Annotated in this window: 10 protein-coding genes; 6 read left to right on the forward strand and 4 right to left on the reverse strand. The window is 71.2% G+C overall.

The annotated features are described in order from the left end of the window. Nucleotides 1-44 precede the first annotated feature (44 nt). Nucleotides 45-1,022, forward strand: a complete 978-nt coding sequence (galE, locus tag ACTJI8_RS14805) for a UDP-glucose 4-epimerase GalE (RefSeq protein WP_440734183.1) — start codon at nucleotides 45-47, stop codon at nucleotides 1,020-1,022. Nucleotides 1,023-1,277: 255 nt separating this feature from the next. Here galE and ACTJI8_RS14810 read toward each other — a convergent pair whose 3' ends face one another. Beyond that, on the reverse strand, nucleotides 1,278-3,545 hold the full coding sequence (locus ACTJI8_RS14810) for a glycoside hydrolase family 3 C-terminal domain-containing protein (protein WP_440734184.1): 2,268 nt from the start codon (nucleotides 3,543-3,545) through the stop codon (nucleotides 1,278-1,280). Nucleotides 3,546-3,692: 147 nt separating this feature from the next. Here ACTJI8_RS14810 and ACTJI8_RS14815 point away from each other — a divergent pair, with 147 nt between their 5' ends. After that, nucleotides 3,693-4,313, forward strand: coding sequence for a TetR/AcrR family transcriptional regulator (locus tag ACTJI8_RS14815; protein WP_440734185.1), 621 nt, complete (start codon nucleotides 3,693-3,695; stop codon nucleotides 4,311-4,313). On the opposite strand, the gene ACTJI8_RS14820 is transcribed toward ACTJI8_RS14815, so the two are convergent. Both ACTJI8_RS14820 and ACTJI8_RS14825 read right to left on the reverse strand, forming a co-directional pair. Further along, complete coding sequence (locus tag ACTJI8_RS14820; RefSeq protein WP_440734186.1) at nucleotides 4,267-5,829, reverse strand: carboxylesterase/lipase family protein; 1,563 nt, start codon at nucleotides 5,827-5,829, stop codon at nucleotides 4,267-4,269. The two genes, ACTJI8_RS14815 and ACTJI8_RS14820, sit on opposite strands and share 47 nt — an antisense overlap. Before the next feature lie 81 nt (nucleotides 5,830-5,910). Then, on the reverse strand, nucleotides 5,911-7,218 hold the full coding sequence (locus ACTJI8_RS14825) for an MFS transporter (protein WP_440734187.1): 1,308 nt from the start codon (nucleotides 7,216-7,218) through the stop codon (nucleotides 5,911-5,913). Between the two features lie 166 nt (nucleotides 7,219-7,384). Between ACTJI8_RS14825 and ACTJI8_RS14830 the strand changes: the two genes are divergently transcribed. Both ACTJI8_RS14830 and ACTJI8_RS14835 read left to right on the forward strand, forming a co-directional pair. Next, nucleotides 7,385-7,951 carry a TetR/AcrR family transcriptional regulator gene (locus ACTJI8_RS14830; RefSeq protein ID WP_440734188.1) on the forward strand — a complete coding sequence of 189 codons (567 nt, stop codon included), beginning with the start codon at nucleotides 7,385-7,387 and terminating at the stop codon, nucleotides 7,949-7,951. Between the two features lie 167 nt (nucleotides 7,952-8,118). Beyond that, complete coding sequence (locus tag ACTJI8_RS14835; protein ID WP_440734189.1) at nucleotides 8,119-9,594, forward strand: carboxylesterase/lipase family protein; 1,476 nt, start codon at nucleotides 8,119-8,121, stop codon at nucleotides 9,592-9,594. Nucleotides 9,595-10,020: 426 nt separating this feature from the next. Here ACTJI8_RS14835 and ACTJI8_RS14840 read toward each other — a convergent pair whose 3' ends face one another. After that, nucleotides 10,021-13,497 (reverse strand): bifunctional proline dehydrogenase/L-glutamate gamma-semialdehyde dehydrogenase, encoded by a 3,477-nt coding sequence (locus ACTJI8_RS14840; protein WP_440734190.1) that lies wholly within the window; start codon nucleotides 13,495-13,497, stop codon nucleotides 10,021-10,023. A 145-nt stretch (nucleotides 13,498-13,642) separates the two neighbouring features. On the opposite strand from ACTJI8_RS14840, the gene ACTJI8_RS14845 reads away from it, so the two are divergent. Beyond that, complete coding sequence (locus tag ACTJI8_RS14845) at nucleotides 13,643-14,539, forward strand: LysR family transcriptional regulator (protein ID WP_440734191.1); 897 nt, start codon at nucleotides 13,643-13,645, stop codon at nucleotides 14,537-14,539. Between the two features lie 102 nt (nucleotides 14,540-14,641). Continuing rightward, entirely contained in the window at nucleotides 14,642-16,384 is a 1,743-nt protein-coding gene (locus tag ACTJI8_RS14850; RefSeq protein ID WP_440734192.1) for a PHP domain-containing protein, read from the forward strand. Nucleotides 16,385-16,516 lie beyond the last annotated feature (132 nt).

The following is a 16,516-nucleotide window of genomic DNA, read 5'->3' on the forward strand; positions in this document are numbered from 1 at the left end:
CTGCCAGAATGAGACCCGCGCAACCGCGCGACGGAAGGAGACCCATGTCCTGGCTTGTCACCGGCGGCGCCGGCTACATCGGATCGCACGTGGTGCGCGCCCTCGCAGAGGCCGGGCTCACGCCGGTCGTGCTGGACGATCTTTCCAGCGGCGTCGCATCGTTCGTGCCCGAGGGCGTCGCCTTCGTGCAGGGCAGCATCCTCGACCGGGAGCTGGTCGAGCGGACCCTCCGCGAGCACGCCGTGCAGGGCGTGATCCACGTGGCCGGGTACAAGTACGCCGGGGTCTCGGTGCAGCGCCCGCTGCACACCTACGCGCAGAACGTCGAGGGCACCCGCGTGATCCTCGAGGCGATGGCCGCGGCCGGCGTCGCGAACATCGTGTTCTCCTCGAGCGCCGCGGTGTTCGGCACGCCCGACGTCCCGCTCGTCGTCGAGGAGACCGAGAAGCGCCCGGCCAGCCCCTACGGCGAGTCGAAGCTCATCGGCGAGTGGCTGCTGCGCGACCAGGCCGTCGCGACCGCCGGATCCGAGACACCTCTCGTGCACACGTCGCTGCGCTACTTCAACGTCGTCGGATCCGCGGATCCATCCGTCTACGACGTGAGCCCGCACAACCTGTTCCCGATCGTGTTCGAGAAGCTGCTCGCGGGCGAGACACCGCGCATCAACGGCGACGACTACGCCACCGAGGACGGCACGAACGTGCGCGACTACGTGCACGTCGGCGACATCGCCGCCGCCCATGTCGCCGCCGCGCAGCGCATGATCGCCGGTGAGCCGATCGAGGCCGCCTACAACCTCGGATCCGGCGACGGCCTCTCGGTGCGCCAGATCATGGATGCCATGGCGCGGGTGACCGGCATCGACTTCACACCCGAGATCGGTCCGCGCCGCCCGGGCGACCCCGACCGCATCGTCGCGACGGGAGAGCTCGCCGCGCGCGACCTGGACTGGCGGATGCGTCACACGGTCGACGAGATGGTGCGCTCCGGCTGGGAGGCCCGCCGGCACGCCGGCTGATCCGGCATCAGGGATCCGACTCCGAGCGCCGGGCCCGCCGGCACGCCGGCTGCTCCGGGATCCGGCCCCGGCCGGCCCTCGGCATCACCGTTCACTGGTCGCGTATTGCCGTTCTCCGCGGTCCATAACGACATTTCGCGACCAGTGAACGGGATGGGGTCCGCCTGAACGGGAAAGATCCGGCCTCGACGGCCGCCGACATGAGGAACGCGGCCTCCGCGACGGGAGGCCGCGTTCCGTGGGCCGAGCGGCGGACTACGCCTGCGGGGCGTTCGCGGCGGCGATCAGCTGGTCGACGCCCTCGCGGTCGAGGCCCCAGCCGAACGCGGGGAGGCGCCCGAGCGGGAACGAACCCATCATCTTCGCCATGGCCTCGCCCGACATGATGCCGTCGCCCTCGCCGCCGAACTGCTCCTGGATCGCGGCGAACGCGCCCGCGACCATCGGACCCGCGACCGGGTGCGCGAACACGGCGGCGAGCGTGGATTCGGGCGTGAGCGGGATCACGACCGCGTCCCCGGCGACGTCGACGGTCGCGGATCCGCGCAGGTCACGGCTCGATGCGCCAGCCTCGATGAGGTAGGCGCCACCCTCGACGACGAAGCGGTCGACGCGGACGTCCCAGTACGCGAGGTCCTCCCGGCGCACGATCAGCTGCACGTCCGTGGTCGCCCCGGCGGCGATCTCGACCGACGCGAACGCCTTGAGCTCCCGCGGCGCGCGCTCCACAGCGGAGGCGACGGGCGCGACGTAGACCTGCACGACCTCGCGGCCGTCGCGGGATCCGGTGTTCGTGACGGGGACCGTCACCACGATGTCGCCCGACGCCGTGACCTCGGCGGAGACGGCGCCGTAGGCGAAGGACGTGTACGACAGGCCGTGGCCGAACGGGTAGGTCACCGCGATGTCGCGCGCGTCGTACCAGCGGTAGCCCACGAAGATGCCCTCGCCGTAGCGCACGTGCCCGTTCGAGCCGGGGAAGTTGCCGAACGCCGGGGTGTCCTCGATGCGGTGCGGAATCGTCTCGGCGAGCCGGCCCGACGGGTTCACCGCGCCGAGCAGCACGTCGACAGTCGCGGATCCGCCGGCCTGGCCCAGCAGCCACGCCTCGACGATCGCCGGCACGCGGTCGGCGAACGGCAGCGCCACGACGGAGCCGTTCGACAGCACGACGACCGTGCGCGGGTTCGCGGCGACGACGGCGTCGAGCAGGGCGAGCTGGTGCGCGGCGAGGTCGATGTGCTCGCGGTCGAAGCCCTCCGACTCCTCGGCGTCGGTGAGGCCGAGGAAGACCACGGCGACATCGCGGGAGGCGGCGAGCGACACGGCCTCGTCGCGCAGGGCGTCCTGTCCGTCCGCCGCGGCATCGAAGGCGAAGCCCGGCGCGAACGCGACCCGCTCGCCGGCCACGGCGGTGAGGGCGTCGAGCGCGGAGTCGACGCGGGTCGGGTTGATGTGCGAGGAGCCGCCGCCCTGGAACCGCGGGGTGCGGGCGAACTCGCCGATGAGTGCGATCGAGGCGTCCTCGGCGAGCGGCAGCAGCGGAGCCCCGTCGACGGCCTCGTTGCGCAGCAGCACGATCGACCGTCCGGCGACCTCGCGGGCGAGGGCGTGGTGGGCTTCGACATCGAGCGGGCCGGCGACGTCCGGGCGCGCCTGGGCGCGACCGACGAGGTCGAGCACACGAGCGGCCGAGGCGTCCAGCGCAGCTGCGACGGCCGGGTCGGATCCTGCGGCGGCGGCCACGGCACGATCGGGGGCGCCGTCGCTGCCGGGCATCTCCAGGTCGAGTCCCGCGACGAGTGCGGCGACGCGGTCGTTCACCGCGCCCCAGTCGGAGACGACGAGACCCTCGAAGCCCCACTCGTCGCGCAGCACCTGCGTGAGCAGCCACGGGTCCTGCGACGCATACACGCCGTTGATCTTGTTGTACGAGCACATCACGGTCCACGGCTGGGCATCGGTGACGACGCGCTCGAAGCCGCGCAGGTAGATCTCCCGCAGCGGTCGGGGATCCACGTCGCTCGAGGCGGTCATCCGCTCGAACTCCTGGTTGTTCGCCGCGAAGTGCTTGAGCGAGCTGCCGACCCCCTGCGACTGGATCCCCTTCACGAGTCCCGCACCGATCACGCCGGACACGATCGGATCCTCGGAGACGTACTCGAAGTTGCGCCCGCACAGCGGCGACCGCTTGATGTTGATGCCGGGGCCGAGGATCACCGCGACGTCCTCGATCGCCGACTCCACGCCGAGCGCGACGCCCACGCGCTCCGCGAGCTCGGGATCGAAGGCGGATCCGAGTCCGGACGCCGGCGGGAAGCAGGTCGCCGGGACGCTCTGGCTGAGGCCGAGGTGATCGCTCTCCGCGGCCTGCTTGCGGAGGCCGTGCGGGCCGTCGGTGACCATGATCGACGGCACGCCGATGCGTTCGATGGGCTTGAGCGTCCAGAAGTCCTTGCCGCTGGTCAGCGACGCCTTCTCCTCGGTGCTGAGCTGGGGCAGGTGATCGCGGGGCGATGTCATTGTCGACTCCTTCGTGGACGACTCTCGGGTGACGGGCAGGGCCAGTCTCGGGTGACGGGCAGGGTCAGTCGATCAGGTTGTGGGTTAAAAAGCAAGTATTACTCGGTTTTGAATCCATCGCAGCAGAGGCCGGGATAGTCTCGGGTCATGGCACGACGAGGTTCGTACGCGAAGGGCATCGCGAAGCGCGAGGAGATCCTGCACGCAGCCCTCGCGGTGGTCGCCCGCGAGGGCTATCACGGGGCCTCCGTGAAGGAGCTCGCCGAGGCGGTCGGCCTCAGCCAGGCCGGCCTCCTGCACTACTTCGACAGCAAGGACGAGCTGTTCGTCGAGATCCTGCGCACGCGCGATGAGGTCGACATGGCCGGCCATCTCGGGGCCGCGCGGGCCGCCGACCTCGACGAGATGCGCAACGGCTATCTCGACATCGTCCGCCACAACGCCCGCGTGCCGGGGCTCGTCGAGCTGTTCACCCGCCTCGCGGCCGACGCCGCGGACCCCGAGCACCCCTCCCGCGCCTTCTTCGCCGAACGCGGCGCCGGCCTGCGCGATCGATGGGCCGGGACGATCGCCGACGCTCAGGCCGAGGGCCGGATCCACCGCGGCATCGATCCGATGCTGGTCGCGCGGCTGCTGCAGGCCGTCTCGGACGGCGCCCAGATGCAGCTGCTCGTCGAACCGGAGCTCGACATGACGGCCCTCATCGAGACGCTGTTCGACCTCATGCAGGCACCCGCGCCGGACTCCGCCGAGCAAGACCAGTGGTGAGCAGCGGCCGCACCGACGCATAGGCGTCCGCCACGTCTCGCGACGGGGTGTCGTACACACGCGCGATCCCGGTCGCGGCGTCGTAGCGCGCCCAGCCCGGGTCCCCGCCCACGATGAACGCGGCCGCGGCCTCGTGCACCTCGTCCGCGAGCGTCTGCGGCGGGTTGGACCCTGCCAGCGGCACCATCGCGGGACCGTCCAGGCAGTCGAAGAAGAACGGCACGTCGAGGCAGTGCTCGGCGAAGCCGAAGGTGCCGGACGGCCAGGAGAACCGGTACACCCAGGTGGGGGCCGCACCGCGATCTGCCGCGATCCGCAGGATCGCGACACGGAACATCCGATCCGTCAGCACACGCCCGGCCAGGCGCGCCTTGCCCTTCGCGAGCACATCGGCGTTCGCGGCGAGGTAGGGCTTGCGCGCTTCTTTCGGCACCCCGAGCTTGCCGAGCAGGATCCCCTTCGGCACGAGCGCCATGGCCCTGCCGGCATCGGCCGTCGCCATCGTGAACTCGTCATCGGTGGCGCCGAGCACGAGGGGCTTGTCCGATCCGACGCCGGCACGGAACGACTCGGGCGTCGGACGCAGGATGAGGTCGCCGTCGACGGTCGGCCCGAGCGGCAGCCCGTTCTCGACGATGTCGCCCATGTCGCCGCCGTCGAAGGCGGTGAGCTTCTTCTGCGCCTCGAGGATGCTCTGCTCGCTCAGCGCGCCGAGGCCCGCACGGTTCGGCGCGACGCCGAGTTCGGCCGCCAGACGGCGGCCGAACTCCTCCGAACGCGCCGCCGACACGTCGGCGAGGGCGCCGGAGATCGCGTAGACGCCGTGGAACAGGTGCTGCGCCTTCTCCATACCGAGCAGGGTCATCACCGCGCCACCGCCGGCGGACTGCCCCGCGATGGTGACACGCCCCGGATCCCCGCCGAAGGCCGCGATGTTGCGCTGCACCCAGTCCAGGGCGAGCAACCAGTCGCGCACGCCGCGGTTCGACGGGGCATCCTCGATCCAGCCGAATCCGTCGAAGCCGAGCCGGTACGAGATCGTCACGGTCACGACGCCGTCGCGGTTGAAGTTGCGCCCGTCGTACCAGGGGCTGGCCGGGGACCCGGCGAAGTAGCCGCCGCCGTGGATGTAGACGAGCACGGGCATGCCTGCCGCGTCCCCGGTACCGTCGGCCGGGACCAGCGGGGTGTACACGTTCACGTTGAGCGTGGACTCGCCGTCGACGCTGGGCTCGGGGATGAGCGTCACTCCGGGGTCGCCGCGCTGCGCGGTCGCGCCGAACTCCGCGGCATCGAACACGCCCTCCCAAGGCGCCTTGGGCACCGGGGCTGCGAAGCGGAGCTCGCCGACGGGCGCCTCGGCGAAGGGGATACCGAGGAACGCCGCCGACTGCGGATTGCCCTTGCCACCCGTGGTCGGGCGCCAGCGCCCGCGGACGACGCCTTCTGCGATCCGCACTTCGGGCTGCGCGAGCGCGGCGCCTGCCGCGACGGACGAGGTCTGGGTGTTCTCCATCGGAGTTCCTTTCGTGGAGGAGATTGCTGCCGTTCCCTGCGGCCGCACCGGATCCGATCCGGCCGCAGGGACGGCGGACTGCTACTTGACCGACTTGATCGGTGCGATGGCGATCGCCCCGAGGACCGCGAACACGATCGCGAAGACGAACAGCACCGGATAGCCCCCGAGGGATCCGATGATGACCGCGGCGATCGGCGCACTCAGCGCCTGCGGGATGTTGGTGGCGACATTGAGGATGCCGAGGTCCTTGCCGGCCGAGGTGCCCTCGTTCGGCAGCACCTCGGTCATGAGCGCGGCGTCGACCGACATGTACAGGCCGAAGCCGACGCCGTTGACGATGCTCATGAGGATCATGCCGGTCATGTTCGGCATGATCAGCGGGAACGCGAGCCCCGCGGCCATGACGACGGTCGCGACGTAGATGAACACCTTGCGACGGCCCACCTTGTCGCTCCACCAGCCGGAGAGCGCGATCGCGATCAGCGTCGGCACGAAGGCCACGAGCGTCAGGGTCATCACGGCGCCCTGCGCCTCCTGCAGCGGCAGCTTGATGTAGTCGGTCAGGATGTAGAGCTGATACGCCGAGACGACGAAGTAGCCCAGGATCAGCAGGAAGCGGCCGGTGAAGGCCCAGAAGAAGTCGGGGTGCTTGCGCGGGTTGATCCAGAAGCCCTTGAAGAACGGGCCCCAGCGGAACGGCTCGACCTCCGCATCCTTCGAAGACCAGTCCTTGTTGAACAGCGCGAACAGGATCGTGACCACGATCACGGCGATGCCGAAGACCGAATAGCCGAGGCCCAGCTGTGCGCCGAGTCCGACCGCGAGCATGACGCCGACCGTCATGCCGAGCTGCGTGCCGAGACCGATCATGGCGCTCGCGCCGCCGCGCTTCGCACGCGGGAAGCGGTCGGCGGTGATGGTCGTCAGCGGCGCCTGCAGGAAGTTCAGCGCGACCTGGATCACCACCCAGAACACGGTGATCCATATCAGATCGGTGAGCGAGCCCATCCCCAGCAGCAGCACGCCTCCCACCAGCGCGCCGAGCACCATCCACGGCACGCGCCGGCCGAAGCGCGAGCGCGTGCGGTCGCTGAGCGCACCCGCGATCGGCTGCGCGAACAACGTGAAGATGAAGGAGGTCGTCGTGACGATCGCGAGATTGGCGACTTTGTTCTTCTCGTCGAGCAGCAGGATCTGCGTCGGCAGCAGGATCGCGATGAGCCCGCCGTAGGTGGCGAACAGCGTCATCGACGCGATGAGGAGGCTGGGCAGCAGCCGCTTGGTCGCCGGCGGGCTCGCCGCGGGCTCCCCCGCAGCGGGCGCGGCCGCCCGGATGAGCCCCGTGGGGGCGATCTCGGCGGCGGGATCGGGAGGGGTGATGGTCATGGGGCGGCTCCTCGTCGAGCGGATCGGGTCCGGATCCAAATCCCGAACCTTGTTTGGTATTTGGATCCGACTCGTATTGTGACACCGAAACCTGAACGCCGCAAGGGTTTCAGTGTTGCAAACCGACCGTCATTCATGTTTGGTGACGGACGGATATCCTGATCCCATGGCCAAACGAGGCGCGTACGCGAAGGGCGTCGTCAAGCGCGAGGAGATCCTCGAGGCCGCGCTCGAGATCGTCGGCAGGCTCGGCTATCGCAACGCCTCGGTGCGCGAGATCGCCGACGCCGTGGGGCTGAGCCCTGCCGGCCTGCTGCACTACTTCGGCACCAAGGAGCAGTTGTTCGTCGAGATCCTGCACGCCCGCGATGCGCAGGACATCGGCGTCAGCGATGAGATCGAGTTCTTCGACGGCTTCCTGCTGGTGGTGCGTCACAACGCCGACGTGCCGGGGCTCGTGCAGCTGTACACCCAGTTGCAGGCCGAGGCGGCCGACCCGACCCACCCCGCGCACGACTTCTTCCTCGAGCGGACGGCGCGGGTGCATGCCGCGGCTCGTGAGGCCATCGCCGCCGCGCAGACGGAAGGGCGGATGCGCAGCGACCTGGATCCCGAATGGATCATCCGCGCCGGGCACGCCCTCGCCGACGGGTTGCAGAACGCATGGATGCTGGATCCGACGATCGACATGGCCGCGGACATCGAGCGGTTCTTCGCCCTGCTGAGGCCCTGAATGACCGCTCCCCGGGGTCGTTGAGCGACACTTCGACTCGCTGCGCTCGCTCAGTGCGGGTCTCCGCGAGACGAAACGCCGCCGGTGAGAGCACCGCGTTTCGTCTCGGTCGCGCAAGCGCGTCCTCGCTCAACGACCCCATCGGGGCGGCCGGATACGCTGATCGGATGACCGCCGACGCACCCCTCGCCCAGACCGACACCGGTCCCGTGCGCGGGTTCTGGCGGGGCGAGCCCGGTACCCCCGGCGCCTCGGCCGCATTCCTCGGAATCCCGTTCGCCGCGGCACCCACCGGCGAGCGCCGGTTCGCCGCCCCGCAGCCTCCCGCGCCGTGGACCGAGGTGCGCGACGCGACCGCCTTCGGCCCCACCGCGCAACGCGGCGACAAGGGCGAGACGCTCATCCCCGAACCGAGCATCCCCGGCGCCGCGACGCTGAACGTGAACGTGTTCACCCCGTCGCTCGGCGGATCCCGCCCGGTCATGGTGTGGATCCACGGCGGCGGCTACGTCGACGGCTCGCCCGCGAGCCCCTGGTACGACGGCGCCGCGTTCAATCGCGACGACGTGGTGACCGTGTCCGTGTCCTACCGGCTCGGCTTCGACGGCTTCGGCCTGATGCCGGGCGCTCCGGCGAATCGCGGCGTGCTGGACTGGATCGCGGGGCTGGAGTGGGTGCAGCGCAACATCGCGGCGTTCGGCGGGGATCCGTCGCGCGTGACGATCGCGGGGCAGTCCGCCGGCGCGGGCGCAGTGCTGACCCTGCTCGGCCTGGAGCGCGCGCAGCACCTGTTCCATGCGGCGATGGCCTTCTCCCCCGCATTGGCGGACATCGACCCCGACCTGGCGGCGCGCCGCACGCGGGCGCTGGGCGTGCTGCTCGGCTGCGCGCCCGATGCCGAAGGCTTCCGCACCGTGCCGGAGCGCACCCTGCAGCGTGCGCAGCCGAAGGCCGCGCTGCTCGGGGCCACGAAGCTGAAGGCCCTGCTCGCCCCGCTCGCCGACGGGCTGCCCTGGGGCCCGGTGGTCGATGGTGACGTCGTGCCGCGGCCCGCCGTGCAGGCGCTGCGGGACGGGATCGGCGCCGACAAGCCGCTGCTGCTCGGGGCCACCGACGACGAATTCACCATGACGATGGACCGGGCTCCCGGCGTCCTGCGGTTCGTCCCCGCAGCGCTCGCGCTGATGCTGCTGAGCCGCGATCGCAGCGTGCGCCGGGCGTACCTCGCCGCGAACCGCGCCCAGCGCCGGCGCGGCACGCCGGCGCTGCTCGGCCGGTTCGTGACGGACCGGGTGTTCCGCTCGCTCGTGGTGCGGGCCGCGCAGGCCCGAGGCGACGCCCCCACCTGGGCCTACCGCTTCGCCTGGGTGTCCCCGGCGAAGGGGTGGTCGTGCCACTGCCTCGACGTGCCGTTCTGGTTCGACGTGCTCGAGGATCCGTTCGTGGAGCGCCTGGCCGGTCCCACCCCGCCGCAGCACCTCGCCACCGAGATGCACGGCGTGGCGGCCCGATTCGTCGAGGAAGGCGATCCGGGCTGGCCGCAGTGGCGCACGGATCCGGGGCTCTCGCGCGTCTTCGGTGCTGGACCGGCAGAGCCGGCGCTGTCCGCGGCCGCCTACGACGGGGCCCTGCCGCTGGCGTGAGGGCGCTCCCCCACACGGGATCGTCGAGGGCGCAGCGGCGGGTCGCGCAAATCCACCGGGGTCGTTGAGCGACACTTCGACTCGCTGCGCTCGCTCAGTGCGGATCTCCGCGAGACGAAACGCAGCATCTCGCGAGAGCACCGCGTTTCGTCTCACCCGGCCTTCGGCCGTGTTCGCTCAACGACCCCGGTGGGTGGTAGCCCCTGTTCGTAATTCAGGTTGAGTTCGCTCGTGACCGCCCGAATCGATCCATCCGGGCCCTTTGCGGCAGATCCAGCCTGAATTACGTACCGGCGAAGACGACGAACCCGCCGTCCAGTGGGAGCGGGACGGCGGGTTCGGGTCGATACGGGGCGCGACGCCCCGGGCGGATCCCGACGCCGCGGCACGACGCGCAGGATCAGGATCCCCGGATCCGGATCCGGATCAGGCGATCGGATCCAGCAGCGGGATGTCGTAGCGGTGCGGGGTGCCGAAGCGGTGCGCGGTGACCGAGACCGCCTGCTCGCGCAGGAAGGTCAGGATCTCGACGCGACCGGCGGCGACCACCGGGTTCGCGTACAGCGCGAGGCTGGGCGACCCGTTCACGGCCTCCGCGGTTGCCGCCGCGGCGGCGCCGATGAGGCGCACCCGGCCGTCGCGCGCGGCGAGGCGCTGAGCGTGTGCGGCCCATGCGGCGGCGTCCTCGGTGGCGACGGTCACATCCTGCGTGCCGAGCCAGGTAGCCACGGATCCCGGCAACGGCGCGAGAGTGCTGACGGTCACCCGCGCGCGGGCCCGGCGGCCGGCGGCGACCACACGGATCAGCTCGGCGACGCGGTCGCCCTCGAAGCGCACCGTGACCGGCACGGCCTGGTAGCGCAGCGCATTCTGCTCCGTGGTGAGGCCGGTGGCGTCGCGCACCACGCCGAACTCGTCGGCCCAGGCGTCGATGTCGGTGGCCAGTGCGCCGCGCAGCCACGCGATGTCGGCGTCCGCGTCGCCCGCGGCGGCGAGCGCGCCCACCGCGCCCGTCGCGAGCGCGTCGAGCTCGCGCGTCGTCGAGACGGGCGCGTCGGTCCACTCGGACAGACCGACGAGGTAGTTCGGGCCGCCGGCCTTGGAGCCGGCGCCGACCGCGGCCTTCTTCCAGCCGCCGAACGGCTGGCGCTGCACGATCGCGCCCGTGGTGCCGCGGTTGATGTACACGTTGCCCGCCTGGATCGCAGCGAGCCAGGTCTGGATCTCGTCCTCGTCGAGGGAGTGCAGCCCCGAGGTGAGGCCGTAATCGATGTCGTTGACGACGTCGATCGCCTCGTCCAGGGAGTCGGCGGTCATGATGCCGAGCACCGGGCCGAAGTACTCCACGCGGTGGAACTCGGATCCGCGCTTCACGCCGTCGCGGATGCCCGGGCGCCACAGCTGGCCGGCCTCGTCGAGCTTCTCCGGCTTCAGCAGCCAGCTCTCGCCCGCGTGCAGCGTGGTCAGGGCGCCGAGCAGCTTGCCCTCGGCCGGGCCGATGAGCGGGCCGATGCGGTTGGAGCCGTCCTCCGGCGAGCCCACGTCGTAGGCGCGCACGGCGTCGACGAGCTGGCGGCGGAACCGCTCGGAGCGCGCGGCGGATCCGACGAGCACGACGAGCGATGCCGCCGAGCACTTCTGACCGGCGTGGCCGAACGCGGCGTACGCGACGTCCTTCGCCGCGAGGTCCAGGTCGGCGGACGGGGTGACGATGATGGCGTTCTTGCCGCTGGTCTCGGCGAGCAGCGGCAGATCCTGACGGAACCCGCGGAACAGCTCGGCCGTCTCGTAGCCGCCGGTGAGGATGACGCGCCCCACGGCCGGGTCGCTCACGAGCTTGGTGCCCAGGTCGCGGCCGTCGAGCTGCACGTACTGCAGCACCTCGCGCGGCACGCCGGCCTCCCACAGCGCCTCGACCATGACCGCGCCGGAGCGGCGGGCCTGACGGGCGGGCTTGATGATCACCGGGGAGCCGGTGGCGAGGGCGGAGAGGGTGGATCCGGCCGGGATCGCGACCGGGAAGTTCCACGGCGGGGTCACCACGGTCAGCCCGACCGGCTGCATGGTCGCACCGTCCACGTGGGCGAGCTTCTTGGCGCTCTCCGCGTAGTAGTGCGCGAAGTCGATCGCCTCGGAGACCTCGGGGTCGCCCTGCTCGATGACCTTGCCGGCCTCGGATCCCATGACCTCGAGCAGGTCGGCGCGACGCGCCTCGAGCACGTCGCCGGCCTTGTGCAGGATCGCGGCACGCCCCTCGGCGCCGAGTGCGCGCCAGGCCTCGCCGGCGGCGACGGCGGTCGCGATCGCGGTGTCGACCTGCTCCGGGGTGGACAGGGTGTTCGCCTCGACCGTCGCGGTGCCGAGCTGCGAGCCCTTCATGCGGGCGCGGATCGCGTCGCCCCACGCGCGGTTCGCCGCGAGCGACGGGTCGGTGTCGGGGGCGTTCAGGAAGCCGTCGGTGAGACCCGGCGCGGCGGGCGCGGTGCGATCCTGCACGCGGTTGGTGCCGGGCACCTCGGTGGGCATCGAGCGCACGGAGGCGAGGAAGCGCTCCTTCTCACGTTCGAAGAGCTTCGGATCCGCGTCGAGGTCGAAGACGGCCGACATGAAGTTCTCCTGCGAGGCCCCCTCCTCGAGGCGGCGGATCAGGTAGGCGATCGCCACGTCGAACTCGTCGGGGTGCACGACCGGCGTGTACAGCAGCAGCGAGCCGACGGTGCGCTTGACGACCTGCGCCTGCGCGGAGGCCATGCCGAGCAGCATCTCGAACTCGATGCCCTCGGTGACGCCGCGCTTCTCGGCGAGCAGCCACGCCAGCGCGATGTCGAAGAGGTTGTGACCGGCGACGCCGATCCGCAGGTTCTTGACGTGCTCGGGGCGCAGCGCGTACTCGAGCACGGCCTTGTACGAGGCGTCGGACTGCTGCTTGGTCGACCAGGTCGCGAGCGGCCAGCCGTGCGACTCGGCGTCGACGGTCTCCATCGGCAGGTTGGCGCCCTTGACGACGCGCACCTTGATCGGAGCACCGCCATCGGCCACGCGCTTCGCCGCCCACTCCTGCAGGCGGATCATGGCGCCGAGCGCATCGGGCAGGTAGGCCTGCAGCACGATGCCGGCCTCGAGGGTCTTGAACTCCGCACGGTCGAGGATGTCCGTGAAGACCGCGATCGTGAGGTCGAGATCCTTGAACTCCTCCATGTCCAGGTTGATGAACTTCGCGGATCCGTCCGGCATGCCCTTGAGCGCGATCCGGTACAGCGGCAACAGCGCCTCGGCGGCATCGGCGACGGCGTCGTCGAAGGCCCACGGGCTGTGCGGGGCGACGGTGGACGAGACCTTGATCGAGACGTAGTCGACATCGTCGCGCTGAAGCAGACGACGGGTGCCCTCGAGACGGCGCGCGGCCTCCTCGCGGCCGAGGATCGCCTCGCCGAGCAGGTTGATGTTGAGCTTCACGCCCTGGGTCTCGCGGATGTGCGCGATGGCCTTGCCGAGCTTCTCGTCGCGGGCGTCCACGATGAGGTGGCGCACCATCTGGCGCAGCACCGTGCGGGCCGCGGGCACGACGATGCCGGGGACCATGCCGGCGGTCGCGCCGCCGAGGCCGATCGCGGCCTTCATCGGCGCGGGCAGGAAGCCGGGGGTCAGCGGCACGAGCTCCTTGAGCTTGGCCGCGGCGACCTTGAGGTCCTCCGGGCGCACGACGCCGTCGACGAAGCCGACCGTGAAGTCGAGGCCGTTGGGGTCGCGCAGCACGCCGGCGAGACGCTGACCGGCGGCATCGACGGGCACCTCGCGGCTCTCCACGAGCCACTTCTTGACGAGGGCGACGGCGTCGTCGGCGAGAGCGGAGAGATCGTCGATGCCGGCTGCGGCGGAGACGGGGCTTTCGGTGGCGGTCATGGTTCCTCGTGGGTTCGGTGCCGGGGGGGCGGGATCACGCGCGCACGCGCGGGGACGCTCCCAGCATGGATCCGATCTCCCTGCAGGAAAAGCGATCATTCATGACGGATATCATTCGCATATATCGAATGATCGAGGAGGGTCCATGTTCGAGCTGCGACGGCTGCGACTGCTGCACGAGTTCGCCCTGCGCGGCACGGTCGCCGAGGTCGCGCGCTCCCTGTCGTACAGCCCTTCCACGGTGTCGCAGCAGCTCGCGCTGCTCGAACGCGAGGCCGGAGCCGCGCTGCTCGAACCCGATGGGCGCCGTATCAGGTTGACCCCGGAGGGCAGGGTGCTCGCCGCGCACGCCGCGCGCGCCCTCGAACTCGACGAGCAGGCCCGGCAGGCACTCGCGCACGCCCCGGCCGAGGCCGTGCGGATCAGCGCCATGCCCACCGCCGCCGAGACGATCGTGCCCGCCGCGCTCACGGCGCTCGCGCTCACGCATCCGCACCTGCGCGTCGAGATGACCGAGGCCCCGCCCGAGGAGGGCCTGTTCGAGCTCACCGCGCGCCGATTCGACCTCGTGATCGCCGAGCAGTATCCGGGCCACACGCGCGAGCGGCACCCCGGCAACGTGCACGAGCTCATCGGCGAGGATCCGATCCGCCTCGTCCTGCCTCCCGGCGAGCACGCCGCGTCGCTCGACAGGCTGCGCGATCGCGCCTGGGTCATGGAGCCCACCGGATCCGCCGCGCGCCAGTGGGCGGTGCAGCAGTGCCGCGCCGCGGGCTTCGAGCCCGATGTGCGCTTCGAGGCGGCCGACCTGACCGCGCACGTGCGGCTGATCGAGGCCGGCCACGCAGTCGGCATGCTGCCGGATCTGATCTGGGGCGACACGGCGGCGCGCGTCACGCTGGCCGAGCTGCCCGGATCCCCCGTGCGCGAGGTATTCACGGCTGTGCGCGAGTCGGCACGAGGCTCGGAGGCGATCGGCGCCGTGCGAGGAACGTTGGCGGAGGCGTTCGCGCAGCACCGTCGCCCCCGGCTGAGGGACTGAGCACCCGGCGCGATTCGCCACGCGCAGGACATCGGATGTTTCCTCGCCGTCCATCCGCAGTGCCTAGGGTCCCAGGGTCCCCGACTCCGAAGGAAGCGCCCGATGCACACCCATGACGCCCCGCGCACCCATGCCCTCGACGCCGACGCCGAACTGCGCGCGCTGGGCTTCTCCCGCCGCGACATCCTCCGCACCGCCGGTATCGCCCTCGCCGCCGGCGGGCTGTCGGCCTTCGGCGGAGCCGGCGCAGCGATGGCGAGCACATCCGCGACGCGCCCCGCCGGCGACCCGCAGCTGGCATGGCTCGTGGGCGACCACCACGTGCACACGCAGTTCAGCCACGACGCGAAGTACCGGATGGCCCAGCAGCTCGACGCCGCACAGCACTACGGCGTCGACTGGCTCGCCTTCACGGAGCACAGCAACTTCGCCCACGCCGACCGCGGACTGCCCACCGCGCGCGACCTCATCCAGCAGGAGCGGGATGCCCGCGGCATGCTGATCTTCCAGGGCCTGGAGTGGTACATCCCGGCCGCCGAGCACGCCACCGTGCTGATCACCCCCGGCACCGACGACATCCGCCTGCTGCGCGCCTTCGAGCTGGCCTGGGACGGCAAGCTCAATCACTGGGACAAGCCGGCGGACGCCGCCCAGATGGCGGACTTCGAGCGCCGTGCAGCCGAAGCGGTCGCCTGGCTCGGCGCGCAGAAGTCCGCCGGCGCCCTCGGCGACGCCGTCGTGCTCGCGAACCATCCGATGCGCCTCGGCATCGACTCCCCCCACGAGCTCCGCGGATGGCGCGACGCGGATCCGGACATCTTCATCGGCATGGAGGGCGCGCCCGGTGCGCAGGGATCGGCGATCAGCCAGAATGCCGGACCCGGTGATCAGCGCGGCGAGTACGTGAACGCGCCGCGGCCGGACAGCTGGGCGGCCTACCCCGCGGACGCCTACCGTCCGTACGGCGGGTTCGACTGGGCCACCGCCACCGTCGGCGGACTCTGGGACGCGATGCTCGCCGAGGGCAAGCCGTTCTGGATCACCTCGAACTCCGACAACCACCTCACCGTGAAAGACACCTGGCGCATCGGGGACTACCCGGCCGGTGAACCGTATGCGAGCCTGCCGAGCGAGTTCGACCGCTGGGCCGTACGCGGGATGCGGCCCGACCCGGTCGACACCGGGATGCCCCAGGGCGGCAGCGACTTCTGGCCCGGACAGTTCTCGCGCCTGCATACGGGCGTCACGACGCGCTCCTACGCCGGCGTGCTCGAGGCGATGCGCCGAGGCCGGATGTGGGTCGACCACGGGCACCTGATCGCGGGGCTCGACGTCCAGGTCGGCGCCACGATGCCCGGCAAGGGCAACGGTCGCGGCAACGGCGCCGGCGGCGGCTGGGGCAACGCGTCCGGGACGACGGTCACGCTGGGCGGCCGGCTGACGGCGAAGCGCGGACAGGATGTCGTCGTCACCATCACCGTGACCACCACGGACTACGTGAACGCGGCCGGCATCCTGCCGCAGCTCGCGCACGTCGACGTGATCGCCGGGCCGGTCACGGGCACCGCGGCGGACGCCGACGCCATGCGTGCGCCCGAGACACGCGTGGTGCGCCAGTTCGACACCACGGGCCGTCGCGGCACCTTCACCCTGACGCACGTGTTCGAACGGGTCGACCGGCCGTTCTACGTGCGGTTCCGCGGCAGCGACGGCAACCGGACCGGCGCCGGATACCACGGTGCCGCCGTCGATCCCGCGGGCCCGCAGCGGCACGGCGACGGCGAGGGCGACCCGTGGTCGGACACGTGGTTCTACGCGAACCCGGTGTTCATCGACGTGCGCTGAGGCCCGTGGTCTCCCGCAGCGTCGCGCGGGGCCCCGCACCGGTGACGATCTGCACACAGTGCGACGATCAGCACGCGTTTCCGCCGGATCCGCGTGCTGATCGTCGCATCCTATGCTGATCGTCGCACCCGG

Origin of the sequence: Microbacterium sp. 22303, assembly GCF_052045265.1 — a bacterium.
Taxonomy (GTDB): Bacteria; Actinomycetota; Actinomycetes; order Actinomycetales; family Microbacteriaceae; genus Microbacterium.